The organism is Kribbella sp. NPDC054772 (genome assembly GCF_053611945.1).
The window spans coordinates 93,402-119,000 of sequence record NZ_JBSHBJ010000018.1; the positions used below are offsets into that span (position 1 = coordinate 93,402).

The following is a 25,599-nucleotide window of genomic DNA, read 5'->3' on the forward strand; positions in this document are numbered from 1 at the left end:
GGACCCCGCCCACATGTCCAAAAGAACCAGGCGGACGGCGCTCAGCGCCGTCGCCGGGGTGGTCGCTGCTGCCCTGGTGACGGTAGCGGCCGTCCAGATGAACGCCCAGCCCGCAGGTGCCGTCGACTGCAAGACCTTCTGGGTCGCGCCGAACGGTGACGACGCCGCCAAGGGGACCACCGAAGACCAAGCGTGGAAGACGGTCACCCGGGCTCGCGACGAGATCCGGAACAAGCACCTCAACGACCGGATGAACTGCGACATCACGGTCAACCTGAAGGCCGGCGAGTACCCGGTCACGTCGAGTATCGACTTCGACCAGCAGGACTCCGGGCAGAACGGCCACCGGGTCATCTACCGCAGCGTCGACGGCCCCGGGAAGGCGAATCTCGAGGGCGCCGAGGAGCTCACCGGGTGGACGCCGTACAAGGACGGCATCTACAAGACGAGCTTCGACAAGACCAAGCCGTTCTACACGCTGTTCGAGGACGGCAAGCGCGCCACCAACGCCCGTTACCCGAACCGGGCCACCGACGACACCTGGGCGCCGTACCTGACGTCGATCCTCTACCAAGAGGACAAGATGGACGTCCACAACTGGCTGTGGGGCAAGCCGGGCGACTGGGACCCCACCTGGGACATGAGCCAGGCGTCGGTGACGATCTGGTCCGGTGGCTCGTGGTCGTGGTTCACCGACACCATTCCGCTGCTGGACACCAACTTCAAGAAGACCCAAACCACCCTGAAGTACTTCACGCGTTTCGCGATGGTCAACAGCCGCGGCGGTTCGCGCTACTACTTCCAGAACTCACTGAGCTTCCTGGACCAGCCGGGTGAGTACTACGTCGACTTCAAGGGCGGTGAGGTCTACTACAAGCCGCGCGCGGGCACCATGGACGGTGTCAAGGTGATGCGGCCGACGGTGAAGACCGTGCTGAACCTGGCCGGCAAGTCGCCACAGGACCGGCTCCACGACGTCACGTTCGACGGGCTCGGAGTGCAGTACTCCGACTTCGTCAGCTGGTACCGCGTCGGCTGGAACGCGCCGGGCGACTCGGGCGTCGAGCACAAGTACCCGGAGTACGACCGGCAGATCGAGCTGCCCCGCGACCAGTTCGGTGCGATCACGCTGACCAACACCAGCCGCATCGACCTCAGCCGGATGCACATCTCCGACACCGGATACACCGGCGTCTTCATGCTCTATGCGAACGACCACACCAGGATCACCGACAGCCTGCTGGAGAACATCGGCAACGACGGCATCAAGGTCGAGGGCGGCTGGCCGGGGGAAGGCGACCTGACCAACCACCACACGTTCTCGAACCTGTTCATCGACCACATCGGTGAGCTGGTCCCGGGTGACGCGGCCGGCATCGAGCTGATGGACACCGGCAGCAACACGGTGACGAACGTCGAGGTCAAACACAGCGCCCGCTACGGCATCAGCCTCGAGTCGCGGCCGGAGGTGCAGGACCCGGACCAGTACGCGAGCGGCAACACGTTCAAGTACATCAAGCTCGAGGAGATGGGCCTGGACTCCGGCGACATGGGTGCGTTCTACACCTACGGCGTCGACAACCAGGAGCCACACCCGATCCAGAACACCGTCGATCAGATGGTGATCGGTGACGTCATCCCGGACCCGTCGATGCCAGACGCGGGTGGTACCCGCGGCGTGCACATGGACGCCGGCGGCTGTGGGTTCGCGATTAGCAACGTGCAGGTCGGCAAGGTGACCGACCAGAAGTACCAGGCCTACAAGTGCAACACGGTCAGCAACGTGGACTGGGAGGCCGGCTTCGACACCTCGAAGATGGAGTACGACAAGATCGGCGTGCTGCCCACGTTCCCGTACGACGTCAAGGGGCGGTGACGCGGATGAGGCTCCTTGGCGGAGTGGTCATCGGAGTCACGCTGGCAGTAGTAGGTGCGGGCACGGCCCTCGGGGCAGGCCCGAAGAACGAGGCCACCCGGTGTGACGCGCTGTGGGTCGCACCGGACGGCAACGACCAGAGTCCGGGCACGGAGAAGAAGCCCTGGAAGACGGTCGAGCACGCCCGCGACACCCTGCGGATGCGCGGCCACGCCGGCTGTACGGCGGTGGTGAACCTGAAGGCCGGCACCTACCAGGTCGACAACACGATCACCTTCGACGACCGCGACTCCAACGTGACGTACCGGAGCGTGGACGGGCCGGGCAAAGCCGTCTTCGAGGCGGGGCGGGAGGTCAGCGGCTGGACGCCGTACAAGGACGGAATCTTCAAGGCGCCGGTCGACGTCAGCCAGCCCTTCTACAGCCTGTACGCCGAAGGCAAGCGCGCCACCACCGCCCGGTACCCGAACCGGGAGTCGGACGAGAAGTGGGCGCCGTACCTGAAGTCGATCCTGTTCGACTCGACCAAGGAAGCGGTGCACGACCAGCTCGGGTTCAACACGGGTGACATCGACCCGTCGTGGGACCTGCGGCTGGGGACGAACTGGCCCGCGCAGGTGACCGTCTGGTCGGGCGGCTCGTGGTCGTGGTTCACCGACACGATCCCGATGCTCGACATCAACTTCACCAAGAAGCGGACCACGCTGGTGTACCCGGCGCGGTACGGCTTCATCAACTCCGGTGGCGGCTCCCGCTACTACGTCCAGAACTCACTGAGCCTGCTCGACCAGGCCGGTGAGTACTACCTGGACTACCCGGCGAAGACGCTGTACTACAAGCCGGCCGGCGGCACCATGGACGGTGTGAAGGTCTACCGGCCGACGCAGACGCAGGTGTTCTCGATCGAGGGCGCGTCCGTGAACCGGCGGGTGGAGAACCTGACGCTCGACGGCCTGACCATCCAGCACACCGACTTCATGGACTGGTACCGGTACGGCTGGAACGGCACGGGTGACTCCGGGGTCAAGCACAAGTACCCGAAGTACGACACCCAGATCGAGATGCCGCGGAACCAGTGGGGTGCGATCACCCTGACCAACACCCGCGGGGTGAAGCTGACCGGACTGCACATCCAGCAGACCGGGTTCACCGCGATCGAGCTGTTGTTCGCGAACGAGAAGACCACGGTCTCGGACAGTCTGCTCGAGCACATCGGCAACGACGGCATCAAGGTCGAGGGCGGGTATCCGGGTGAAGGCGACGTTGCCCATGGCAACACGTTCACCAACATCTACATCCACCACATCGGCGAACTGGTGCCCGGTGACTCGGCCGGCGTCGAGATCATGAACAGCGGCGGCAACGAGGTCAGTCACACCGTCGTCGAACACGGCGCGCGGTACGGCATCAGCATCGAGTCCCGTCCGGAGATCCCGAACGCGGACAACTACACCGGTGGCAACACCGTGCATCACGTGCGGCTGTCCCACCTGGCGCAGGACAGCGGTGACACCGGTCCGTTCTACGCGTACGGCGTCCGCAACCAGCCGCCGTACACGCCGGACGCGCAGGTGTCGCAGATGATCATCGACGACGCGAACGCCGACCCGTCGATGCCGGACGCGAAGCCGTACGGCGTGCACATGGACTTCGGCGGCTGTGGGTTCGCGTTCTCGAACATCAAGGTGTCGAACACCGAGAGCGACCCGTACCACGGGCCGTCCGCGGGACCGTGCGACACCTTCGCGAACGTCAGCTGGGAAGCCGGGTTCGACGATTCCGCGATGCAGTACGACCAGATCGGCGTACTGCCGTCCTTCCCCTACGAGAAGCCCTGAGAGTTCTGAGAGTTCTATGGATACCGAGAGGTTCTCGGGCAAGGTCGCGCTGATCACCGGAGGCGGCTCCGGGATCGGCGCGGCCGGCGCCCGCCGTTTCGCCGCCGAGGGCGGCACCGTAGTGGTCTGTGACCGCTCCTTCGCCGCGGCCGAGAAGGTCGCGGCGGAGGTCGGCGGCACGGCCTACGAGCTGGACGTCACCGACCTGGACCGGACGCTGGAGGTCGTCGCGTCGCTGGAACGTGTCGACGTGCTGGTCAGTGCGGCCGGTGTGGACGTCTGCGACACCGTGCCGAACACGTCACCCGACGAGTGGCGGACGATTCTGGACGTCGACCTGACCGGCGTCTACAACTCGTGCCGGGCCGTGCTGCCGCGCTTCTTCGAGCAGGGCCGTGGCGCGATCGTGACGATCTCGTCGGCGATCGGCACGGTCGGGGAGCGGAACAGATCGGCGTACTGCGCGGCGAAGGCCGGTGTGGAGAACCTGACCCGCGCGATGGCGCTGGACCACGGCCGGGCCGGCGTCCGGGCGAACTGCGTGGCGCCCGGGCTGATCGACACGCCACTGATCCGCAACGGCAAGGTCGGCGGCGCGGACGATCCGGGCGCGATGCAGGCGATGGTCGACCGGCACCACGCGCTCGGCCGGATCGGCCGTCCGGAGGAGGTCGCCGCGGCGATTGCGTTCCTGGCCAGTGACGATGCGTCGTTCATCACCGGTGCGGTGCTGCCGGTCGACGCGGGATGGACGGCGCAATGAAGATCCTGGGTGGATACCGGGTCCTGGACCTGTCCGTGGCGATGGCCGGGCCGCTGGCCGCTATGCGGCTCGGCGACCTCGGCGCCGACGTGGTCAAGGTCGAGCCGGTGTCGGGTGAGTGGCAGCGGCACACGTCCGCGGGCGGTGCAGCCGGCAACGAGGTGAACGCGTCGTTCCTGTCGCTGAACCGCAACAAGCGCAGTCTGGCCGTGGACCTCAAGTCCGACGAGGGCCGCGAGCTCCTGTACGAGCTGGTCCGCACAGCCGACGTGTTCCTGCAGAACTACCGGCCTGGCGTGGCAGCCCGGCTGGGCGTCGACTACGAGACCCTGCGCGCGCTGAAGCCGTCGCTGGTCTACGTCTCCATCTCCGGGTACGGCGAGAGCGGTCCGTACTCCGATTGGCCCGGACAGGACCTGCTGGTGCAGGCCATGAGCGGTGCGCTGTTCAGCTCCGGTCGACCGGACGAGCCGCCGGTCGCTGCGCCGTACTTCCTGGCCGACGCGGTCACGGCGTACAGCGCGTTCGAAGGAGTGCTGGCCGCGCTGCTGCACCGTGAGCGGACTGGTGAAGGTCAGCTGGTCCAGGTGAACATGCTGGACGCTGTGATTGCTCTGCAGATGCAGGAGCTGTCGGTGCACACCGTCGGTGGAGTGCCCCAGACACGGTCCGAGGAGGTCCACGCGCACTGCTACATCAGAGCGCCGTACGGGATCTTCACGACGGCGGATGGGTACATCTCGCTGGCGTTCGCCAACCTGCCGGTGCTGGCTGAGGTGCTGGACGCTCCACAGCTCGCCGGTCTGGACGCGGAGCGGGACGGGTTCGCCCGCCGCGACGAGATCGCCGCTGCGGTGTCGACGGCCCTGCTGCGCGAGACAACGGAGCACTGGCTGCTGAAGCTGCGTGAGCGCGGCGTCTGGTGCGGTCCGGTGCTGTCGTACGACGATCTGCGCACTGATCCGCAGGTGATGCACAACGAGTCGTTCGTGACCTACGAGCACCCGACAGAAGGCACGGTGACAACGCCTGGGTTCCCGTACCGCTTCAGCCGGACGCCGGCCGAAGTCGACCGACCGGCGCCGCTGGTCGGTGAGCACACCGATGAGCTGCTGGCCGAGCTCGGACTGTCGCCGGCGAAGCGACAGGCCCTGTTCGACCAGGGCTCGGTGGTATCGCCGTGACGGTGCTCTTACACGGCCTCACCTGGGACCACCCGCGGGGCTATCGACCGCTGGCCGAGTTCTCGTACCCAGGTGTCGAGGTGCAGTGGGACCGGCAGCCGCTGTCGGGCTTCGAGTCCACTCCGCTGGAGGAGTTGGCCAGTCGCTACGACCTGCTCGTCATCGACCACCCGGGGCTCGGTGCGGCGATCGAGGCCGGGGCAGTGCTGCCGGTCGAGGACGTGTTCTCGGCGGACGACCTGGCGACGTGGCAGTCGCGGGCAGTGCCGCCGACGTGGGACAGCTATCGGCTGGAGGGGCACGGGTGGGCGCTCCCACTCGACGCTGCGACGCAGACGTGCCTCTACCGGCCGGACCGGTTGGCTACGCCGCCAGCGTCCTGGTCCGACGTGCTGGAGCAGTCCGGTGTAGTGCTCTGCATCGCTGGGCCGCATGCCGGTCTGATGTTGCTGGGTATGGCAGGAGACCGCTCTGGCGAGCACCTCCTCGACCAGAAGCGTGCTGTGGGAGCGCTGGAGTTGCTGCGTGCTGTCTGGTCGCGGAGTGAGCAGGCGTTCGCCGAGCTCGACCCGATCGGCATCCACGAGCTGATGGGTACGGGCGACCTCGTGTGCTGCCCGCTGGTCTACAGCTACGCCTACTACGGTCAGCCGACCGCTGACCGGGCCGCCTTGGCGTGGTCTGCCGCGCCTCGGCTGTTCGCTGGAGACTCGGTGGGCAACGGCACACTCGGTGGGACCGGGCTGGCCGTGACGCCGCGGGCCTACTCGAAGGTTCTCGCGGTCACAAAGTACGCGCGCGGCCTGCTCGACGTACGGACGCAGCTGGATCTGGTGTCCGCGGTCGGTGGGCAGTCCGCGACCACGGCGGTCTGGGAGTCGCCGGCGGTCGACGCGGCCTGGAACGGGCACTACTCCGCGACGCTCGGGACGGTCCGGGCCTCGTACGTCCGGCCGCGGTTCGACGGGTGGATCGGGTTCCAGGACGAGCTGTCCGAGCGGGTGCGCGAGTTGCTGGACAACGACGACGATCCGGCCGCCGCGGTGGACCGGATCGAGGACGACTACCGGAAGGTGCGCGATGGATGACGGCCGGATCCGCTTCGAGACCGACGGGTACGTCGGCCTGCTGACCCTCGACCGTCCCGCGAAACTGAACGCGGCCACCCGGTCGATGAGCACCGAACTGCTCGAGCTGATTCCGCGCATCGACGAGGACCCGTCGATCCGTGCGGTCGTGGTGACCGGGGCCGGCGAGCGCGCGTTCTCGGTCGGCAGCGACATCAGCGAACTCGACCGGTACGACGGCCCGTGGCACTTCCGGAACCGCCGCGACTATTGCGACGCCCTGCGCTCGCTGCGCACTCCGGTGATCGCCGCGGTCAACGGTTACGCGTACGGCGGCGGGCTGGAGCTGGCATTGTCGTGCGACATCCGGCTGGCCTCGTCGACAGCGAGTTTCGCGGCGGCAGAGATCAAGCTCGGCTGGATCGGCGGTGGGGGAGTGACGGCGCTGCTCGCGGCCTCGGTGCCGGCCAGTGACGCGGCGACGATGCTGCTGACCGGTGACCCGATCGATGCCGTCGAGGCGCTGCGGATCGGGCTGGTGAGCAAGATCGTGGCCGCCGACGAGTTGTTGCCCGTCGCAACCGAACTCGCACACCGGATCGCCGCCCGGCCGCCGGTCGCGGCCGCCGCGGCCAAGGCGAACCTGCGGGCGGCCTGGTCGATGGGGCTGGAGGCGGCGATCCAGTACGAGCGCGAGCTGCAGGCAGTTGCCCTGGGCACCCGGGACGCGACCGAGGGACGGGCGGCGTTCGCGGAACGGCGTACCGGAAACTTCGAGGGACGGTGACGATATGGCGACCGAGATCGCTCCCGGGATCCATCAGCTCGCGACGGACTATCCGCACGTGTGTGGGCTGCCGCTCTGGCTGCATGTGATCGACGCGGGATCCGAACTGGTGCTGCTGGACGCGGGGATCGCGTCGACCCCGGAGTCCACGACGGCGCCGGAGCTGGCGGCGCTCGGACTCGGGCTGTCGGATCTGACGTTGGTCGTGAACAGTCACGCGCATCCCGATCACATGGGCGGGAACGCCGTACTGCAGAAGCACAGTGGGGCGCGGTTCGCGGCGCCGGCGCTGGAGGCCGGGTGGCTCGAGGACAACGAGCGGTTGCTGGCCGAGCTGTGGGGTTCGGACCCGGACGCGCTGGATCTGACCGAGGCCGAGCGGTCCGAGTTGCTCGAGATGCTCGACGACCGGGTCCGCATCGACGTGCTGCTGCGCGACGGGGATCGGCTGCCCGGCGATCGAGGTCTGCAGGTGATCACGACGAGCGGCCACAGTCCGGGGCACATCGCCGTACTGGACGAGCCTTCGCGAACACTTTTCACTTTCGACGACGTACAGGGGCGGGGACGGCCGTACCTCGACAGCTCGGTCTGGCTCGCGCCGCTGTACACCGACGTCGTGCGGTATACCAACGGATTGCGCCGGCTCCTCGAGTTGGACTTCGACGCGCTCGTCCCGTCGCACGGCGACGCCCTGGACGCGACCGCCGGGCGCCGGCAGATCGAGGAGAGCCTCGCCTGGGTCGACGACGTGAACACCCTGACCGCGGACCTGTTGCGAGCGAAAGGTTCGCTGACTGTCCGTGACCTGGCCGATGCTATCGGCACCGACCTCGGCGCCTACGGCGGCGTGAACCTGCAGACCGTCCGGATGGCCCGGGCGCATCTCGAACATCTGGCCCAACAGGGTGCTGCAGAGCCCCGCTGGCACCACCGGGGCTGAACCGCCGAACCTGTCGATTTCCTGTCGAACCGGTTCAAACCAGTCGAACTTCCGGAAGACACTGCCGATTCCCGCGAGACGCACCGCGCGGAGCTGCGCGACCCCCCAAGACGCGACAATATCGAACAAAGGGGAACGGAAAGCGCTCTCCCTTGGAGGGCGTCGGCAACCATCATGGGAGTCTCGCGTGGCTCGAACAGAGGCAATTTCCGGTCTCCGGACCGGCCGGTCCACATCGGAGGAAGACACCGCCCAGCCGGGATCCGGTCCACCGGGTTCGGCTACGGACAGTAGGTCCGGCCGGCGTTCGGGAGGGAAGCCGCTGTCCTGGTGGGCGCGCGCCCGCCGGGACAAGGTGCTGCTGCTGATGGCCCTGCCCGGGCTGGTGCTGCTGCTGGTGTTCCACTACCTGCCGCTGCTCGGGAACCTGATCGCGTTCCAGGAGTACCTGCCGTTCGTGCCGCTCGGCCGCAGCGCGTGGGTCGGGCTGGACAACTTCTCGGTCATCTTCAACGGTGATGCCGAGTTCCTCAACGCGCTGAAGAACACGCTGCTGATCACCATCGTCCAGGTGATCTTCGTGTTCCCGGCGCCGATCGCGCTCGCGCTGCTGCTCAACAGCCTGCTGTCGGAGCGGATCAAGCGGGTCGTGCAGTCGGTGCTGTACCTGCCGCACTTCCTGTCCTGGGTGATCGTGATCGCGATCTTCCAGCAGATCCTCGGCGGCAGCGGACTGATCAACAACTTCCTGCGCTCGCACGGGATGAACACCATCGACTTCCTCGGGAACCCGGACGGGTTCATCGCGCTGCTCACCAGCCAGGTGATCTGGAAGGACACCGGGTGGGGGACGATCCTGTTCCTGGCCGCGCTGACGCAGATCGATCCGGGGCTGTACGAGGCCGCGCGCGTCGACGGTGCCTCGCGGTGGCGCCAGCTGTGGCACGTCACGGTGCCCGGCATCCGCAGCCTGATCATCCTGCTGCTGATCCTGCGGCTCGGCGACTCGCTGACCGTCGGTTTCGAGCAGATCATCCTGCAGCAGAACCTGGTCGGCAGACCAGCCAGTGAAGTACTCGACACGTACGTCTACAACAACGGCGTACTAGCAGGCCAATGGGGAGTCTCAGCGGCCGTTGGGTTGGTCAAGGGTCTGTTCGGCGTCGCCCTGGTGATCGGCGCCAACAAGGTCGCACACATCTTCGGTGAGTCTGGGGTGTACCAGAAATGACGACGGATATGAGTGTGCAGAAAGGCATCGACGACGCTCCTGGGATGCCGTCGCGGGCGTTGAAGGGTGTCGTACTGCTGGTGTGTTGCGCGATCGTCATCATCCCGTTCATCGGGGTGATCTCGACCAGCATCGCGAGTCAGGAGCACGTCACGAACTCCGGTGGGTTCGTGCTCTGGCCGGACGCGTTCAACCTGGACGCGTACAAGTCCATCTTCAACGGTGGTGTGGTGCAGCGGGCGCTGGTGATCAGTGTCGTGATCGCCGCCGGCGGCACGCTGATCAGCCTGGCCGGGTCCACGATGCTGGCGTACGCGCTCAGCCGGTCCGGCTCGTTCGGGCAGCGGCCGATCCTGCTGATCGTGCTGTTCAGCCTGCTGTTCAGCCCGGGCCTGATCCCGAACTACCTGGTGGTGAAGGAGTTCGGGCTGCTCGACTCGTTGCTGGCGCTGATCCTGCCGACGGCGATCAGCGGCTTCAACGTGATCGTGCTGCGGTCGTTCTTCATGAGTATCCCGGACTCGGTCCTGGACTCGGCCCGGATCGACGGGGCCGGCGACTTCCGGATCTTCTGGTCGGTCGTGCTGCCGTTGTCCAAGGCGGTGCTCGCGGTCGTCGGGTTGTTCTACGCGGTCGGGTACTGGAACGCGTTCTTCAACGCGATGCTCTACATCAACGACACCGCGAAGTGGCCGTTGCAGCTGGTCCTGCGGACGTACGTCATCAACAACACCGAGCTGAGCAGTGGTGACCTCGGTGGTGCCGGGGCGGATCAGCTGCCGCCGCAGGAGTCGATTCAGATGGCGATCCTGGTCGTGTCGCTGGTACCGATCCTGATCGTCTATCCGTTCCTGCAGCGGCACTTCGCCAAGGGCATGATGACCGGCGCGGTGAAGGGGTAACGACATGACGATCAGCAGAAGAAGACTCCTCGGCGGATCGATCGCCGCGATGGCGACGGCCGGTGGTCTCAGCGGGTGCTCCACGGTGACCCGCTCCGACGACATCGCGGCGCTGAACAAGCCGGTCGCGTTGCCGACGTACAAGAGGTTCGAGGGACCGAAGCCGGACCTGCCGCGGAGCCATCCGTTGATGCCGGACTGCTTCTACAAGTTCCCGGCGGATCCGACGAAGGTGACCGACGGGCCACCGGGCAACGGCGTCGCCGTCACGGGCTCGGCGCCGACGTCGAACCCGATCCCGCCGACGGCGGACCGCAACCCGTACTGGCAGGAGCTGAACAAGCGGCTCGGCGCGCCGCTCGAGCTCAACATCACCTCGGCGGCCGACTACTCGAACAAGTTCGCCACCGCGGTCGCGGGTGACACGCTCGGCGATCTGTTCAACGTCGACGGTGGGTTCGCGTACCTGCCGCAGTTCCTCGAGGCCCGGGCGCAGGACCTGACGGAGTACCTGTCCGGCGACGCGATCCTCGACTACCCGTTCCTGGCGAACGCGCCGGCGGACTCGTGGCGGGGCTGTGTGTTCTCCGGCGGTATCCGGGCGGTGCCGATCCAGCGTGGCGTGATGTCGTCGAACACGCTGCTGGCCCGGCAGGACCTGCTCGATCAGCTCGGCGTCGAACTCGAGACGGCGAACGTCGACGAGCTGATGAAGGTGGCCGCGGCGGTCACCGACGGGAAGAAGAACCGGTGGGCGTTCGCCGTCCCGCCGGCGGCGGCGCTGAGCGCGATGCTCGGGCTGCCGAACGGCTGGGAGGTCCGCGACGGGCGCCTCGTCCACAGCCGGGAGGTCCCGGAGCACAAGCAGATGCTGTCGATCACCAAGCAGATGCAGGCGCAGGGCCTGATCCATCCGGACGGCATCGCGAAGGCCAACCAGAAGGTCTGGTTCACCCAGGGCTCCGCGGTCCTGACGCAGGACACGTACTCGTCGATCCAGAGCTTCTACCGGCGAGCGACGAACAAGGAGTTCAGCATCACGATCCCGGTGCCGCGCGGTCAGGACGGCAAGGTCGGGCGGGTGCTGCTCGGGTCGCCGAACAACTCGATCGCGGCGATCCGGCCGAGCTCGCCGGACCGGATCAAGACGTTGCTCGGGGTGCTGAACTGGTTCGCCGCGCCGTTCGGCACCGAGGAGTACCTGTTCCGCAAGTTCGGTCTGCCCGGCCGGCACTACACGCTGAACGGGACCGATCCGCAGCTGACGAAGGACGGCGGCAGCGAGGTGTGCCTGGGTGAGTTCCCGATCCAGTACCTCGCCGACGGTCCGTACCCGCTCTACTTCCCCGGTCACCCCGAGGCAGTGGACATGGCCCACAAGCACCTCAAGGAGGTTCTCCCGACCGCGATCCTGCCGCCGACGTACGGCCTGTACTCGTCGACGCAGTCCACCAAGGGCAAGATCCTCGACACCCGGATGGATGCCCTGACCAAGGACATCCAGCTCGGCCGCAAGGACATCAACTCCTGGGACGAGGCGGTGGCCGACTGGCGGAAGTCCGGTGGCGACGCCATCCGGGGCGAGCTGGAGCAGGCTCTGTCGGTCCAAGGCAGGAAGTGAAGTGACCGCGTGCACCGCCTCTCGGGGCGGTGCACGCGGTCAGCATTACTCGCAGTACTAGTTGCAGCGGAGGGTGTCGAGGTCAGGCGCGGCACCCATCGCCGCGTTGCCGGCGTCGTTGGGGTGCAGACCGTCCCCACCGTCGTACGCCGCCGCGAGGCGCGACGGGTCGGCGGGATCGCGGGTCGCCGCGTCGAAGTCGACCACACCGTCGAAGTCAGGGCTGGTGCGGATGAAGGTGTTGACCGCCTGGCGGATCGCCTCCTTCTCAGGCGTGTAGACGAACGAGCTGCCCATCGGCGTCAGTGTCCCGCCGACGATGCACCGCCCGGACGCATGCACCCGCTCGATCAGCTGGCGGTACCCCGCGAGCAGTTGCTCCGTGGTGGCGCCGGCGTAGATGTCGTTGATCCCTTCCAGCACGAGCACCGTCCGTACGCCGGGCTTCGTCAGCACGTCCTTGTCCAGCCGGGCCAGTGCGCTCGCGCCCGCGCTGCCGGCCTTCGCGACGCCGCCGAGGACACGGTTGCCCGAGATCCCCTCGTTGGAGATCGCCAGCCGGCGCGGCTCGGGCAGTTTCGCGTACCGGTCGGCGAGGACGTCCGGCCAGCGGCGGTTCGTGTCGATCGCCGTACCGACCGAGGACGTGATCGAGTCGCCGAGGGTGGCGACCGTCTCCACCTGTTGTGGTGCGTCGACGATCGCGGCGTTGACGAAGTACCAGGCCGAGGACTCGGTTTGGTACGCCGTACTCGTCTCGTCGTCGGCGTGATCGCCGGAAGTGGACTTGTAGCTGTGCTGCATGGAGCGGTTGTGGGCGGTGATGATGCCGGTGGTGCCGACGACGTGCAGGCTCACCGTCAGGCTCGTGGTGGCCGGGACGGTCCCGGGGAGTGGATCGCTGATCGCCATCGCGCCGGGCGGGATCGTCACCGTCGTACTGCCGCTGAACGTCAGCTGCCGGCTCGACCCCGCGACCACGCTCGCGCCGGAGTCCTGCCGGCCGACGTACACCGAGTCCGACACCAGCGGCTGGTCGCCGTTGGCGTTGGAGATCCGGATCCGCAGATCCTTCCCGCCGACGGAGGTCCGCACGACGTTCCGCACAGTCACGTCGTTCAGCGTCCCGCCGGCGATGTCGTCCGCCGCACCCCAGGTCGTCACCAGTCGCGACCCGGTCTCGGACGGTCCTGACGACGCCGCGGAGTCCACCAGACCGCCCGCGCCCACCGCCACCACCAACAAACTCGCGCCGACCCGGCGCCAAGAAGAAGTCATCATGCCCATCAAGTCACCCCCGAATAGCCATGCGTGCAATCGTTTGCACTCGATCACGCGACGAACGGCCCATTCCCCGAGCCGAACGGTCGATCGGCAGCTCGACAGGACGTGTACGCCCACTGCCGCCACTCCCACGCCTGACGCCCGTCCCGATCCCCGCGCAGTGGCCGTATACGTACTGTCGACCTGCCGGTAGTGCGACGATCGGCCCATGCTCCTCGTCCCCGCCGACCCCCTGAACCCGCGCCGCGTCGACCCGCACTTCGCCGCCCAGGCCGGCGCGGCGCGCGAGTACGGCGTTCCGGTCGCCCGGATCGACCACGACGCGTTGGCCGACCCGGCCGCCGCGGTCGCGGGCGTGCCGGCGTCGGACGATGCCGTGTACCGCGGTTGGATGATGACGGCAACGGAGTACGACGGATTCGCGGCCGCGCTCGCCGCGCGCGGGGTCGCGCTGCGAACGTCGGCGGCCGACTACCGCGCGGCGCACGAGCTGCCCGGTTGGTACGACACGCTGCGGGACTACGTGAAGTCGATGAAGCACTACTGGCACGAGGCCGCCTACGTTCCGGACGTCGCCGACGGCAGCGGAGTCGAGCGGGTCGCCCGGCGGTTCCGGGAGCTGCGGGAGGACGCGTTCGTCGGCGGATTCGTGCTGCGCCGGTTCGAGGAGTTCGAGGGGGCCGAGGCGCGGACCTGGTGGGTCGATGGGCGGTGCGCTGGTCACGCCGCACCCGGACACGCCGGACGAGCTGCCGGACGGACTCGAGATCGCTGAGCTGGAAGCGGTCGTGCGCGGTCTCGGGTTGCCGTTCGTGACGGTTGACGTGGTCAGGCGGGCCGACGGAGCCTGGCGGGTGGTCGAGCTCGGGGACGGCCAGGTGAGCGACTGGCCCGCGTCGCAGGACCCGGCGGACCTGCTGGATTGTCTGTTCGGGGACAATGGACCGCGATGACGCTGACTGAGGGACTTCCCGGGACCACTGAGCCTGACGACCTGTTCGACGCCTTCCAGAGGTGGGTGGGGGAGCAGGGGATCTCGCTGTACCCGGCTCAGGAAGAGGCGTTGATCGAGGTGATGACGGGGTCGAACGTGATCCTGTCGACGCCGACCGGGTCGGGCAAGAGCCTGGTGGCGACCGGCGCGCACTTCGCGGCGCTGGCGAACGGGCAGCGGACGTTCTACACCGCGCCGATCAAGGCGCTGGTCTCGGAGAAGTTCTTCGCGTTGTGTGACGTGTTCGGCGCCGACAAGGTCGGGATGCTGACCGGCGACGCCTCCGTCAACGCGAGCGCCCCGATCATCTGCTGTACGGCGGAAGTCCTCGCCAACGTCGCCCTGCGCGAAGGGGACGCCGCCGACGTCGGTCAGGTGGTGATGGACGAGTTCCACTTCTACTCCGAGCCGGACCGCGGCTGGGCCTGGCAGGTCCCGCTCCTGGAGCTCCCGAAGGCGCAGTTCATCCTGATGTCCGCGACCCTCGGCGACGTCGAGCGGTTCAAGATCGACCTGTCCCGCCGCACGGGCCGCCCGACCGCGATCGTCGCGTCCGGCGAACGCCCGGTCCCGCTGATCTACAAGTACGTCACCACCGCGCTGCACGAGACCCTCGAGGAACTGCTTACCACCCACCAGGCCCCGGTGTACGTCGTGCACTTCACCCAGGCCGCCGCGCTCGAGCGGGCCCAGGCGCTGATGAGCATCAACGTCTCCTCGAAGGAGGAGAAGGAGAAGATCAAAGAGCTGATCGGTCACTTCCGGTTCAGCAAGGGGTTCGGGCGCACACTGCAGCGGTTGGTGCTGCACGGGATCGGCGTCCACCACGCCGGCATGCTCCCGAAGTACCGGCGGCTCGTCGAACAGCTCGCGCAGGCCGGTCTGCTCAAGGTCATCTGCGGCACCGACACCCTCGGCGTCGGCATCAACGTCCCGATCCGCACCGTCGTCCTGACCGCGTTGAGCAAGTACGACGGACGCCGCCAGCGGATCCTGAAGGCTCGGGAGTTCCACCAGATCGCCGGTCGCGCGGGCCGCGCCGGGTACGACACGTCGGGCACCGTCGTCGTCCAGGCGCCGGACCACGTCGTCGAGAACGTGAAGGCCCTGGCCAAGGCCGGTGACGACCCGAAGAAGCAGCGCAAGGTGCAGCGGAAGAAGCCGCCGGAAGGGTTCGTCACCTGGGGCGAGGAGACCTTCGACCGCTTGGTCGCGGCCGAGCCCGAGGCGCTGCAGTCCCGGATGCGGGTCAGCCACGCGATGCTGCTCAACGTCATCGCCCGCGATGGCAACGCGTTCGAGAGCATGCGGCAGCTGCTCCGCGACAACCACGAGGACTCCCGGGCGCAGGTCCGGCTGATCCGCCGCGCGATCCAGATCTACCGCACGCTCGTCACCGCCGGCGTCGTCGAGCGGCTCGACGCACCGGACGAGAACGGCCGGATCCTGCGCCTGACGGTCGATCTGCAGAAGGACTTCAGCCTGAACCAGCCGCTGTCGACGTTCGCGCTGGCCGCGCTCGACCTGCTCGACCCGAACGACCCGGCGTACGCGCTGGACGTGGTCTCGATCATCGAGGCGACGCTGGAGGACCCGCGCGCGGTGCTCTGGGCGCAGGAGCACCACGCCAAGGGCGAGGCCGTGAACGCGATGAAGGCCGAGGGGATCGAGTACGAGGAGCGGATGGAGCTGCTCGAGGACGTCAGTTGGCCGAAGCCGCTCGAGGAGTTGCTGGAGGCAACCTTCGAGATGTACCGGCAGACGCACCCGTGGATCGCGGACGCCGGCCTGTCACCGAAGGCCGTCGTCCGGGACATGTTCGAGCGGGCGATGACGTTCGGCGAGTTCATCGGGTACTACGGCCTCGCGCGCTCCGAAGGCATCGTGCTGCGGTACCTCAGCGACGCGTACAAGGCGCTGCGGCAGACGGTCCCGCCGGACAAGGCGAACGAGGATCTCGAGGACCTGATCGAGTGGCTCGGTGAGGTCGTGCGGCAGACGGACTCCAGCCTGCTCGACGAGTGGGAGGAGCTCACCAACCCGGCCACCGAGGAGACCGTCGAGGTCGTGCCGGCAGGTCCGCGCCGGATCACCTTGAACACCAGGGCGTTCCGCGTCCTGGTCCGGAACGCGATGTTCCGCCGGGTCGAGCTGCTCGCGCTGCACCGCTGGGCCGAGCTCGGTCAGCTCGACGGCGAGTCCGGCTGGGACGCCGCCCGCTGGGCCGAGGCCGGTACGGCGTACTACGCCGAACACGACGTGGTCGGGACCGGTCCGGCCGCCCGTGGTCCCGCACTGTTCCTGGTCGAGGAGCACCCGGGCTACTGGGAGGTCCAGCAGATCATCGACGACCCCGAAGGCAACCACGACTGGCGCCTCACCGCCACGGTCGACCTCGACGCCTCCGACGAAGCCGCCGAACTGGTCCTCGAACTGGTCTCGTTCAAGCCGTTGTAGGCCACTCCACGTCGACCTCGGTCTCGGCCGCGTAGTCCACACCCGGTACGTCGAAGCCGTAGAGCCGGCGTACCTCGGCGAGGAACCAGGCCGCGTCCGCGACCTCGGCGATGTTGTCCTGGGTCGCCGACTCCCACTGGGTGCGGACGGCGGACTGGACGTCGTCCGTCAGCTCCCAGCGGTCGAGGCGGATCCGGCCCTCGTCGTCGAGGTCGAGCGGGGCCTCACCGGTGAGCTGGTCCCACAGCGCGATCGACTGCTCGACCGGGGTCTGCAGGCCGGTCACCTTGTGCAGCAGGCTGACGTAGAGCCCGATGCCGGGGATCGCGGACGACGCCTGGGTGACGGCGGCACCGTTGACCGAGGTCATCGCGGTCACGCCGTCCTTCGCGAGGTTCAGCGCGGTCTGCTCGAGATCCGCCTTGGCAGCGCCGATCGAGCCCTGGCGGTACAGCGGACCGGTCAGCTCCGAGCCGATGTAGGTCAGCGCGACCGTGTTGAAGCCGGGCTTGAGCAGGTCGCGTTCCTGCAGCGCGGTGATCCACCGGGCCCAGTCCTCGCCGCCCATCACCTTCACGGTCTGCGCGATCTCATCGTCGGTCGCGACATCGATCCCGACCTCCTGCAGCACCGGCGCACCGTCGTCGAACGCGAGGCTCTTCGTGGTGTGCGGGGCGCCGATCGCCTTCAACGCCGACTGGTACGTCGCGCCGTCGCGCGGGTCGACGCGGCGCGGCGCGGCGACGCTGTAGATCAGGTGGTCGATCCCGCCGAGCTGCTCGGCGATCAGATCGAGGACGTCGTCCTTCGTGGTGTCAGCGAACGCGTCGGCGTTCACGAACGTCCACGACCGCCCGAGCTCGGCGGCGAGCGCGGCGGTCTCCGCAGCGCGGTACCAGCCGGCGGTCGCCGTACGGCGGGCCGTCGCGGCCTTCTCGAACGAGATGCCGATGCCGTCGACGCCGTACCGGGCCAGGCCCGCGATCGTCGCGGCGAGGCCGTAGCCCGAGCTGGAGCCGACCACGAGCGCCGTGCGGCGTTCCGGCGTACGGGACTTGACCTGCTCGGCCATGTCGCGGACGACGCGGGCGCAGCCGGCCGGATGCGAGTCGAGGAACAGGAATCCACGGCCCAGGGGCTTGATCACACGCTGCGTCATCGTCAGTTCCAATACATCTCGGGGTCGTCAGCCTCGACGACGACGTCGGCACCGAGCCGCCGCAGGTTGCCGGCGAAGTCGGTGTAGCCGCGGTGCACGTGGTGTGCCGCGGACACCCGGGTCTCACCTTCGGCCGCGAGCCCGGCCAGCACCAGCGCGGCGCCCGCGCGAATGTCGGAGGCGACGACGGGTGCGCCGGACAGCCGCGGTACGCCGCGGACGACCGCGTGATGCCCGTCGGTCTGGATCTGCGCGCCCAGCCGGGTCAGCTCCTGCGCGAACGTGAACCGGCCCTCGAACAGGTTCTCGGTGACCATCGCCGCGCCGTCACTGAGCGCGTTCAGCGCGATCACGAAGGCCTGCAGGTCGGTGGCGAACCCGGGGTACGGCAGCGTCACGACGTCCACCGGCTTCGGCCGGTCGTGCATCCGGACCCGGAAACCGGGGTTCAGCACGGTGATCTCGGCGCCCGCCTTGTGCAGCTTGTCGAGCGGCAACTCCAGGTGCTCCGCGTGCCCGTTGACCACGGTGATGTCACCCTTGGTGATCGCGGCCGCGAACGCCCAGCTCCCGGATACGATCCGGTCCGGCACCACGACGTGGTCCACCGGGTTCAGCAGCCCGTCCACGCCGGTGATCTCGATCCGCGGCGAGCCGGCACCGTCGATGTGCGCGCCCATCTCGACCAGCATCTGCGCGATGTCCTGGATCTCCGGCTCGCGGGCGGCGTTCTCGATGATCGTCGTACCCTTCGCGAGCACCGCGGCCATCATCAGCGTCTCGGTCGCGCCGACGCTCGGGAAGTCCAGCCAGACCTCGGCGCCGTGCAGGCCCTGCGGGGCCTCGGCGATCACGAAGCCGTGCTCGATGTGCACCTTCGCGCCCATCGATTCCAGGCCGGCGACGTGCATGTTCAGCCCGCGGGAGCCGATGTTGTCGCCGCCCGGCAGTGCGACCTCCGCCTGGCCGCAGCGGGCCAGCAGCGGCCCGAGCACCGAGATCGACGCCCGCAGCTTGCGCACCAGGTCGTAGTCGCACTGGTGCTTGACCGTCCCCGGTACGGCGATCGTCGCGAGCTGATTGTCCGCGTCCACCTTCACCGAACACCCGAGGGTGTCGAGCAGTTGCGCCATGAACGTGACGTCCAGAATGCCCGGCACCTGCCGCAGCGTCGTCGTGCCTTCCGCCAACAGCGCAGCCGCCATCAGCTTGAGCACACTGTTCTTCGCCCCGGCCACCTCGACAGTGCCGTCGAGCCGTGCCTCACCCGCGATCCGAAACCGTTCCACCGGTCGACTGTAGCGTTTGACGCTCCCGGGGTTTGCGTAGAGTCCTGGCATGGCTGTGAACTTGACGCGGATCTACACCCGCACCGGTGACGCCGGCGAGACCCGCCTCGGCGACAACTCGACGACCTCGAAGACCGATCCGCGCCTGGCGGCGTACGGCGAGGTCGACGAGGCGAACTCCGCGATCGGGGTGGCCATCGCGGCCGGGCACCTGAACAGCGCGATCGTGGTGTTGCTCACCCGGATCCAGAACGACCTGTTCGACGTCGGCGCGGACCTGTGCAACCCGATCTCGCCGAACCCGGAGTACCCTCCGCTGCGCATCACGCAGGACTACATCGACCGGCTCGAGGGCTGGTGCGACGACTACAACGGGCGACTGACCAAGCTGCGGTCGTTCATTCTGCCGGGTGGCACCGAGGGCGCGGCGTACCTGAACGTCGCCCGCGCGGTCGTCCGGCGCGCCGAGCGGGCGGGGTGGGCCGCGGTCGAAGCGCACGGCCCGTCGGTCAACCTGCTCTCGATCACGTACCTGAACCGCCTGTCCGACCTGCTGTTCATCCTCGGCCGGGTCGCGAACCTGTCGTCCGGTGGCGACGTCCTCTGGGTCCCCGGCGGCGAGCGCGACTAACCGATCTCCCAACTGAAGGGCATGCGGAGCACACCGGCCGGCGGCAGCCCGAGTGCGGTGTAGAGACCGGTGGTCAGGCCGTCAAGCGTCAACGGTGCCGCGCTGACCGCCAGATCATCGGTCGTCGTGGGGGCGCGCAGCTGACTGAGCAGGTTCCGGTGCGGGACCGAGGTCACACCGATCTCCTCGCGGTCCAGACCGGCCCGGGTGCAGGCGAGCATCAGCGCGTGCTGGAAGCCGCCGAGCTCGTCGACGAGTTTGTGACTGTGCGCGTCGGCACCGGTCCAGACCCGTCCGCGGGCCAGCGACTCCAGGCGGTCCTCGGCCAGTCCACGGTCCTGCGCGGCCTTCGCGACGAAGTCCTTGTAGATGCGGTCGAGGGTCTCCTCCAGCCGCGCCCACTGCTCGTCGGTGAACTCCTCCTGCGCCGAGTACATCTGCGCGTTCGTGCCCTCGGACACGGTCTCGCGCGAGATCCCGATCCGCCCGAGCGCATCGCGGACGACGCCCTTACCGGTCAGCACGCCGATGGAGCCGGTGATCGTGCCGGGCTGCGCGACGATCACGTCGGCCGGCATCGCGACGAAGTACCCGCCGGACGCCGCCACGCCGCCCATCGACGCGATCACCGGTCGTCCGGTGGACCGGAGCCTCAGTACTTCGTTGCGGATCGCGTCCGAGGCGACGTACGAGCCGCCCGGGCTGTCGACCCGCAGTACGACGGCTTTGACGTGCTCGTTCGCGGCGACGGCCCGGAGCGCCGCGCCAACCGTGTCCGAACCGGAGCTGGGGCCACCCATCGGGCTGTTGGAGTTGCGCCCGACCGAGATACCGCCGGTCACCCTGACGACCGCGACCAGCGGTTTCTGCGGCCAAGGGAGGGTCTTGCGGAGTTCGTCGATGGTGCGCGGGCCACGCCGGATGTAGCGCTCGGCGAGCAGCCTGTCGTCGTACTGCAGCTGCTTCTCGAGCTCGTCGTACACATCCGACCGGTAGCCGAGTCGATCGACCAGTCCGGCGTCGAGACCGTCCTGCGCCGGCAGAGGAGCGGTGTTGACGAGCTCCCGGACCCGCGCGGTGTCCAGACGCCGCCGTACGGCAATGCCCTCGACGATCTGCTCGTACGCCGACTCCGCTAGCCGCGACGTCATCTCGCGCGCCGGCCCGGTCATCTCCTTCTCGGTGAAGGTGTCCGCAGCAGTCTTGTACTCACGCCGCTTGCCGAACTGCGGGATCACGCCGGCCTTGTCGAGCGCACCGCGGACGAAGACGGCCTGCACGGACACACCCGTGATGGCGAGGTCACCGGACGGCTGCACCCAGATCTCGTCGAACGCCGTGGCCAGGTAGTAGGGCACCGTGCCTTGACCGGTCTCGCCGAACGACTCGGTCCACGCGACGGCCGGTTTGCCCGACGTACGGAAGTCGGTCACCGCCTCGCGCAGCTCCTGCACCTGCGCGAGTGACAGCCGGTGCCCGCCGAGGTGGGCGACCACGCCGACCACCGCGTCGTCCCGCCCGGCTTTCCGGAGTGCGCCCACCAGCTCCCGCAGGGTCGGCAGGTGCCGCGCACGGAACGCGGCGACCGGCGAAGCGGGCGGCGTCTCGAGTACGCCACGGGTCAGATCGAGCTCGAGCAGTGTCCCCATACCCCGACCCTAGACCGTGCCTGCAAGCTCGTCCGGTAGTTCGGATCGGTAGTTCGTTTCAGGAGTGGTTCGGATCAGGAGTGGTCGAGCAGGCCGCGCGCGGCGGCCTCGTCGCGCGGCCAGACGTAGATCGTCCAGCCGTCCTTGGTCCGTGCCGCGGTCGCCTTGATCCCGAAGTTCTTCAGCTTCGACACCAGCACCCGGGCCTCGTTGTAGTTCTGCACCGTACGGATGTCGGTGAGCAGGCCGAACGCGTCCCGCTCGGCCGGTTTGGTGTCGACGCGGCGGACGAGCGAGCCGCCCTTCGCCTTCGAGAACGCCCACTTGCACAGCAGCACCATCACACCGGCGAGGGCGACGGCCACCACCGGGAACAGGAAGTACTGCTCGGCGTACACAGGCTCCATTGTCTCGCGAAACAAAAGATCCGTGAGGTCTTGGCAACCTTCTGTGTCTCCAGGGAGTCTTTACGGACACAGAACGCTGCCACGCGGCCGATGTCTCGGGGGCCGCCGGAAGAGCGGAGGGCACGGACATGCTCGCACCGACCCACACCCAGCCCGACAACCCTGGCGACCCTGGAAACGTGGTTCACCTGAGCGGCATCCTCGACGTGCGCTCGGTGGGCGACGTCCGCCAAACGCTCAACCAACTGATCGACACCTCCGTCGGCGACGTGATCGTCGACCTCGAGGAACTCGACGCCGTCGACGCAACCGGCCTCGGCCTCCTGGTCGCGACCCACCGCCGGACCCAACTGCTCGGCCGCCAGCTGGTCCTCTGGCACCCGCTACCGGCAGTCGTCCGGATCCTCGCGGTCACCCGCCTGCACCGAGTCCTCCACGTCGAACGCACCCCGCTACCGATCAGCGCGTAGCCGCGGATCCCCAGGCCATCACAATCGCCGGTCCGCCGGCGGCTCCCGTCTGCGCGCCCGCGGCCGGGCCGATTGTGATGGCCTGGAGATCCGTGCCGCGTGTGATCCACACCCCTGGTGACGCCGGTCACGAGGTGCGGACTCACAAGGGCACAGAGTCCTACTCTCGGGTACATGGCGACCCCCGAGAAGGACCGGCCGTGGGTGATGCGAACGTACGCGGGCCACTCGTCCGCGGCGGAGTCCAACGCGTTGTTCCGCCGGAACCTGGCCAAGGGCCAGACCGGTCTGTCGGTGGCGTTCGACCTGCCGACTCAGACCGGGTACGACGCGGACCATCCGCTGGCGAAGGGTGAGGTCGGGAAGGTCGGCGTACCGATCGCGCATCTGGGCGACGTACGGGCGTTGTTCGACCAGATCCCGCTGGCGCAGATGAACACGTCGATGACGATCAACGCGACCGCGATGTGGCTGCTCGCGCTGTATCAGGTCGCGGCGCAGGAGCAGGGCGCGCTGCCCGATGAGCTGACCGGGACCACGCAGAACGACATCGTCAAGGAGTACCTGTCGCGCGGGACGTACGCGTTCCCGCCGGACGCGTCGCTGCGGCTAACGACGGACGTGATCGCGTACACGGTCGCCAACGTGCCGAAGTGGAACCCGATCAACATCTGCAGCTACCACCTGCAGGAGGCGGGCGCGACACCAGTGCAGGAGCTCGCGTTCGCGCTCTCGACCGCGATCGCCGTCCTGGACCGGGTGCGCGAGGGTGGGCAGGTGCCGCCGGAGCGGTTCGGGGACGTCGTGCAGCGGATCTCCTTCTTCGTGAACGCAGGTGTGCGCTTCATCGAGGAAACGTGCAAGATGCGCGCGTTCGTGCGGCTCTGGGACGAGCTGACGGCGCAGCGGTACGGCGTGACCGATCCGAAGGCGCGGCGGCTGCGGTACGGCGTACAGGTGAACTCGCTCGGGTTGACCGAGGCGCAGCCGGAGAACAACGTGCAGCGCATCGTGCTCGAGATGCTCGGCGTCACGCTGTCGAAGAGCGCCCGGGCGCGCGCGGTGCAGTTGCCGGCCTGGAACGAGGCGCTCGGCCTGCCGCGGCCGTGGGACCAGCAGTGGTCGCTGCGAATGCAGCAGGTGCTGGCGTACGAGTCCGACCTGCTCGAGTACGACGACATCTTCGACGGGTCGCACGTGATCGAGGCGAAGGTGTCCGAGTTGGTCGAGGGCGCCCGCGAGGAGATCGACCGGGTCCAGGCGATGGGTGGTGCTGTCGCCGCGGTCGAGAGCGGGTACCTCAAGCATGCGTTGGTAGCGTCGCACGCCGAGCGCCGGCAGCGGATCGAGTCCGGCGAGCAGGTCGTCGTTGGGGTCAACCGCTTCGAGAACTCCGAGCCGTCGCCGCTGACCGCGGACCTCGACACCGCGATCCAGACCGTGGATCCGGCCGCCGAAGCAGCGGCACTGGAATCGTTGACGAAGTGGCGGGCCGAGCGCGACGCCGACGCGGTCGAGTCCGCGCTGTCCAAACTGCGCGCCGCGGCCAAGACGACCGGCAACCTGATGCCGGTCACACTCGAGTGCGCTCGGGCCGGCGTCACCACGGGGGAGTGGGCGGGTGTCCTCCGGGAGATGTACGGCGAGTACCGCGCCCCCACCGGTGTCTCGGGCTCGGTCGGGGTCTCGGCCGCCGGTGCGGAGATCGCCGCCGTCCGCGACAAGGTCACCGCGACCTCGAGCGAGCTGGGCGGCCGCCTCCGCCTCCTGGTCGGGAAGCCCGGTCTCGACGGTCACTCCAACGGTGCGGAACAGGTCGCGGTCCGCGCCCGCGATGTCGGCTTCGAAGTCATCTACCAGGGCATCCGGCTGACTCCGGAGCAGATCGTCGCGGCGGCGGTCGCCGAGGACGTGCACTGCGTCGGCCTCTCGATCCTGTCCGGTTCGCACATGGAACTCGTCCCGCAGGTGGTCGAAGGACTGCGCGAGGCCGGTCTCGAAGACGTGCCCGTGGTGGTCGGCGGCATCGTTCCCGACGCCGACGCCCGATCGCTGCAGGCGGCCGGTGTAGCCGCCGTCTACACGCCGAAGGACTACGACCTGACCGGCATGATGGGCGATGTGGTGGACGTGATCCGGAAGGCCAACAAGCTGTAGTTCAACCACGGCCTGCGTGGTAGAAGAAGTACATGACCGCGAACTCGTCCCAGCCGACTCGCAGGCTCTCCAACGGAACCGCCATCCCGGTGCTCGGGCTCGGGGTCTGGCAGGTCGACGACGGGCAGGAGTGTGAGCGCGCCGTCGCGTGGGCGCTGGAGGCCGGGTACCGGCTGATCGACACGGCGCAGGCCTACCGCAACGAGGCCAGCGTCGGGAAGGCGATCCGTGAGAGCGGTATCCCGCGGGAGGACATCTTCCTCACCACGAAGTTCTACCCGGGTGGGAAAGACGCTCGCGTCGAAGCCGAGAAGAGCCTCCAGCGCCTCGGGACCGACTACCTCGACCTCTACCTGATCCACTGGCCGCAAGGTGGCCCGACCTGGGCCTGGCCGGGGATGGAGGCCGCGGCGGACGCGGGTCTCACCAAAGGCATCGGCATCTCCAACTTCAGCGCGGCCGAGACCGCCGAGCTGGCGAAGGTCGCCCGGATCCAGCCCGCGGTGAACCAGGTCCTGTTCAGCCCGTTCGACTACCGCAAGGCGCTGCTCGAAGCCTCCGAAGCGGCGAACGTGGTCGTCCAGGCCTACAGCCCGCTCGGCACCGGCCGGCACCTCGACGACCCGGCCGTCACCCGCGTGGCCGAGGCGGTCGGACGCACTTCCGCGCAGGTCCTGATCCGGTGGGCGATCCAGAAGGGTCTGTCCGTGATCCCGAAGTCGACCCACCAGAACCGGATCGACGAGAACTTCGACGTCTTCGGCTTCGAACTGGACGACGCCGCAGTGGCCGCTCTCGACGCCCTCGACACGACGAACCAGACCGCGGACGCACTGTCCCGCAACGGCAAGTGGTGGTCCTGACAGCAAACCGGTGACACGCGAAGGGGG

At 68.2% G+C, this 25,599-nt stretch carries 20 protein-coding genes and 1 pseudogene; 16 read left to right on the plus strand and 5 right to left on the minus strand.

Annotation, left to right across the window (positions count from 1 at the left end; genetic code table 11):
• The first annotated feature begins 13 nt into the window (after window positions 1-13).
• The 10 genes from ACWGID_RS25745 (at window position 14) to ACWGID_RS25790 (ending at window position 12,212) form a co-directional block, all read left to right on the plus strand.
• Window positions 14-1,876: a right-handed parallel beta-helix repeat-containing protein gene (locus ACWGID_RS25745; RefSeq protein WP_452200642.1), complete on the plus strand. Its 1,863-nt coding sequence runs from the start codon at window positions 14-16 to the stop codon at window positions 1,874-1,876.
• Window positions 1,877-1,881: 5 nt separating this feature from the next.
• A complete protein-coding gene (locus ACWGID_RS25750; protein WP_452200644.1) occupies window positions 1,882-3,714 on the plus strand; it encodes a right-handed parallel beta-helix repeat-containing protein in 1,833 nt (610 codons plus the stop codon).
• Between the two features lie 16 nt (window positions 3,715-3,730).
• A complete protein-coding gene (locus tag ACWGID_RS25755) occupies window positions 3,731-4,477 on the plus strand; it encodes an SDR family NAD(P)-dependent oxidoreductase (protein WP_452200645.1) in 747 nt (248 codons plus the stop codon).
• Window positions 4,474-5,661 carry a CaiB/BaiF CoA transferase family protein gene (locus ACWGID_RS25760; protein ID WP_452200647.1) on the plus strand — a complete coding sequence of 396 codons (1,188 nt, stop codon included), beginning with the start codon at window positions 4,474-4,476 and terminating at the stop codon, window positions 5,659-5,661. Before ACWGID_RS25755 ends, ACWGID_RS25760 begins: the two co-directional genes overlap by 4 nt.
• Window positions 5,658-6,749, plus strand: coding sequence for a hypothetical protein (locus tag ACWGID_RS25765; RefSeq protein ID WP_452200648.1), 1,092 nt, complete (start codon window positions 5,658-5,660; stop codon window positions 6,747-6,749). The genes ACWGID_RS25760 and ACWGID_RS25765 overlap by 4 nt, the downstream gene beginning before the upstream one ends.
• Window positions 6,742-7,515: an enoyl-CoA hydratase/isomerase family protein gene (locus ACWGID_RS25770; RefSeq protein WP_452200649.1), complete on the plus strand. Its 774-nt coding sequence runs from the start codon at window positions 6,742-6,744 to the stop codon at window positions 7,513-7,515. Before ACWGID_RS25765 ends, ACWGID_RS25770 begins: the two co-directional genes overlap by 8 nt.
• Window positions 7,516-7,519: 4 nt before the next feature.
• A complete protein-coding gene (locus ACWGID_RS25775) occupies window positions 7,520-8,458 on the plus strand; it encodes an MBL fold metallo-hydrolase (protein WP_452200651.1) in 939 nt (312 codons plus the stop codon).
• Window positions 8,459-8,825: 367 nt separating this feature from the next.
• Window positions 8,826-9,689, plus strand: coding sequence for an ABC transporter permease (locus tag ACWGID_RS25780; protein WP_452200653.1), 864 nt, complete (start codon window positions 8,826-8,828; stop codon window positions 9,687-9,689).
• 8 nt (window positions 9,690-9,697) lie between these two features.
• Window positions 9,698-10,591, plus strand: coding sequence for a carbohydrate ABC transporter permease (locus ACWGID_RS25785; protein ID WP_452200654.1), 894 nt, complete (start codon window positions 9,698-9,700; stop codon window positions 10,589-10,591).
• Between the two features lie 4 nt (window positions 10,592-10,595).
• Window positions 10,596-12,212 carry a hypothetical protein gene (locus ACWGID_RS25790; protein WP_452200656.1) on the plus strand — a complete coding sequence of 539 codons (1,617 nt, stop codon included), beginning with the start codon at window positions 10,596-10,598 and terminating at the stop codon, window positions 12,210-12,212.
• Between the two features lie 57 nt (window positions 12,213-12,269).
• Here the strand turns inward: ACWGID_RS25790 and ACWGID_RS25795 are convergent, their stop codons facing one another.
• On the minus strand, window positions 12,270-13,493 hold the full coding sequence (locus ACWGID_RS25795; RefSeq protein WP_452200658.1) for an SGNH/GDSL hydrolase family protein: 1,224 nt from the start codon (window positions 13,491-13,493) through the stop codon (window positions 12,270-12,272).
• A 535-nt stretch (window positions 13,494-14,028) separates the two neighbouring features.
• Here ACWGID_RS25795 and ACWGID_RS25800 point away from each other — a divergent pair.
• Both ACWGID_RS25800 and ACWGID_RS25805 read left to right on the plus strand, forming a co-directional pair.
• Window positions 14,029-14,449, plus strand: a pseudogene (locus tag ACWGID_RS25800) (ATP-grasp domain-containing protein).
• On the plus strand, window positions 14,446-16,947 hold the full coding sequence (locus ACWGID_RS25805; protein ID WP_452200659.1) for a DEAD/DEAH box helicase: 2,502 nt from the start codon (window positions 14,446-14,448) through the stop codon (window positions 16,945-16,947). Before ACWGID_RS25800 ends, ACWGID_RS25805 begins: the two are co-directional and overlap by 4 nt.
• Here the strand turns inward: ACWGID_RS25805 and fabV are convergent.
• Window positions 16,934-18,106: an enoyl-[acyl-carrier-protein] reductase FabV gene (gene fabV / locus ACWGID_RS25810; protein ID WP_452200660.1), complete on the minus strand. Its 1,173-nt coding sequence runs from the start codon at window positions 18,104-18,106 to the stop codon at window positions 16,934-16,936. The genes ACWGID_RS25805 and fabV overlap by 14 nt on opposite strands.
• Window positions 18,107-18,108: 2 nt before the next feature.
• Window positions 18,109-19,395: a UDP-N-acetylglucosamine 1-carboxyvinyltransferase gene (murA, locus tag ACWGID_RS25815; protein WP_452200662.1), complete on the minus strand. Its 1,287-nt coding sequence runs from the start codon at window positions 19,393-19,395 to the stop codon at window positions 18,109-18,111.
• Window positions 19,396-19,444: 49 nt separating this feature from the next.
• On the opposite strand from murA, the gene ACWGID_RS25820 reads away from it, so the two are divergent.
• Window positions 19,445-20,026, plus strand: coding sequence for a cob(I)yrinic acid a,c-diamide adenosyltransferase (locus tag ACWGID_RS25820; RefSeq protein ID WP_452200664.1), 582 nt, complete (start codon window positions 19,445-19,447; stop codon window positions 20,024-20,026).
• On the opposite strand, the gene sppA is transcribed toward ACWGID_RS25820, so the two are convergent.
• Both sppA and ACWGID_RS25830 read right to left on the minus strand, forming a co-directional pair.
• Window positions 20,023-21,675 (minus strand): signal peptide peptidase SppA, encoded by a 1,653-nt coding sequence (sppA, locus tag ACWGID_RS25825; RefSeq protein ID WP_452200666.1) that lies wholly within the window; start codon window positions 21,673-21,675, stop codon window positions 20,023-20,025. The two genes, ACWGID_RS25820 and sppA, sit on opposite strands and share 4 nt — an antisense overlap.
• Before the next feature lie 74 nt (window positions 21,676-21,749).
• Window positions 21,750-22,082 carry a hypothetical protein gene (locus ACWGID_RS25830; RefSeq protein WP_452200668.1) on the minus strand — a complete coding sequence of 111 codons (333 nt, stop codon included), beginning with the start codon at window positions 22,080-22,082 and terminating at the stop codon, window positions 21,750-21,752.
• Window positions 22,083-22,210: 128 nt separating this feature from the next.
• Between ACWGID_RS25830 and ACWGID_RS25835 the strand changes: the two genes are divergently transcribed.
• From ACWGID_RS25835 to ACWGID_RS25845, 3 genes are all read left to right on the plus strand, one after another.
• Window positions 22,211-22,552, plus strand: a complete 342-nt coding sequence (locus ACWGID_RS25835) for an STAS domain-containing protein (RefSeq protein WP_452200670.1) — start codon at window positions 22,211-22,213, stop codon at window positions 22,550-22,552.
• A 174-nt stretch (window positions 22,553-22,726) separates the two neighbouring features.
• Entirely contained in the window at window positions 22,727-24,709 is a 1,983-nt protein-coding gene (locus tag ACWGID_RS25840) for a protein meaA (protein ID WP_452200672.1), read from the plus strand.
• Window positions 24,710-24,741: 32 nt separating this feature from the next.
• Complete coding sequence (locus ACWGID_RS25845; protein ID WP_452200673.1) at window positions 24,742-25,572, plus strand: aldo/keto reductase; 831 nt, start codon at window positions 24,742-24,744, stop codon at window positions 25,570-25,572.
• Window positions 25,573-25,599 lie beyond the last annotated feature (27 nt).

Bases quoted from the DNA above. Each gene is read 5' to 3' on its own strand.
- ACWGID_RS25745 (WP_452200642.1), top strand. From the start codon at position 14: ATGTCCAAAAGAACCAGGCGGACGGCGCTCAGCGCCGTCGCCGGGGTG.
- ACWGID_RS25750 (WP_452200644.1), top strand. From the start codon at position 1,882: ATGAGGCTCCTTGGCGGAGTGGTCATCGGAGTCACGCTGGCAGTAGTA.
- ACWGID_RS25755 (WP_452200645.1), top strand. From the start codon at position 3,731: ATGGATACCGAGAGGTTCTCGGGCAAGGTCGCGCTGATCACCGGAGGC.
- ACWGID_RS25760 (WP_452200647.1), top strand. From the start codon at position 4,474: ATGAAGATCCTGGGTGGATACCGGGTCCTGGACCTGTCCGTGGCGATG.
- ACWGID_RS25770 (WP_452200649.1), top strand. From the start codon at position 6,742: ATGGATGACGGCCGGATCCGCTTCGAGACCGACGGGTACGTCGGCCTG.
- ACWGID_RS25775 (WP_452200651.1), top strand. From the start codon at position 7,520: ATGGCGACCGAGATCGCTCCCGGGATCCATCAGCTCGCGACGGACTAT.
- ACWGID_RS25780 (WP_452200653.1), top strand. From the start codon at position 8,826: ATGGCCCTGCCCGGGCTGGTGCTGCTGCTGGTGTTCCACTACCTGCCG.
- ACWGID_RS25785 (WP_452200654.1), top strand. From the start codon at position 9,698: ATGAGTGTGCAGAAAGGCATCGACGACGCTCCTGGGATGCCGTCGCGG.
- ACWGID_RS25790 (WP_452200656.1), top strand. From the start codon at position 10,596: ATGACGATCAGCAGAAGAAGACTCCTCGGCGGATCGATCGCCGCGATG.
- ACWGID_RS25795 (WP_452200658.1), bottom strand. From the start codon at position 13,493: ATGATGACTTCTTCTTGGCGCCGGGTCGGCGCGAGTTTGTTGGTGGTG.
- ACWGID_RS25805 (WP_452200659.1), top strand. From the start codon at position 14,446: ATGACGCTGACTGAGGGACTTCCCGGGACCACTGAGCCTGACGACCTG.
- fabV (WP_452200660.1), bottom strand. From the start codon at position 18,106: ATGACGCAGCGTGTGATCAAGCCCCTGGGCCGTGGATTCCTGTTCCTC.
- ACWGID_RS25820 (WP_452200664.1), top strand. From the start codon at position 19,445: ATGGCTGTGAACTTGACGCGGATCTACACCCGCACCGGTGACGCCGGC.
- sppA (WP_452200666.1), bottom strand. From the start codon at position 21,675: ATGGGGACACTGCTCGAGCTCGATCTGACCCGTGGCGTACTCGAGACG.
- ACWGID_RS25830 (WP_452200668.1), bottom strand. From the start codon at position 22,082: ATGGAGCCTGTGTACGCCGAGCAGTACTTCCTGTTCCCGGTGGTGGCC.
- ACWGID_RS25835 (WP_452200670.1), top strand. From the start codon at position 22,211: ATGCTCGCACCGACCCACACCCAGCCCGACAACCCTGGCGACCCTGGA.
- ACWGID_RS25840 (WP_452200672.1), top strand. From the start codon at position 22,727: ATGGCGACCCCCGAGAAGGACCGGCCGTGGGTGATGCGAACGTACGCG.
- ACWGID_RS25845 (WP_452200673.1), top strand. From the start codon at position 24,742: ATGACCGCGAACTCGTCCCAGCCGACTCGCAGGCTCTCCAACGGAACC.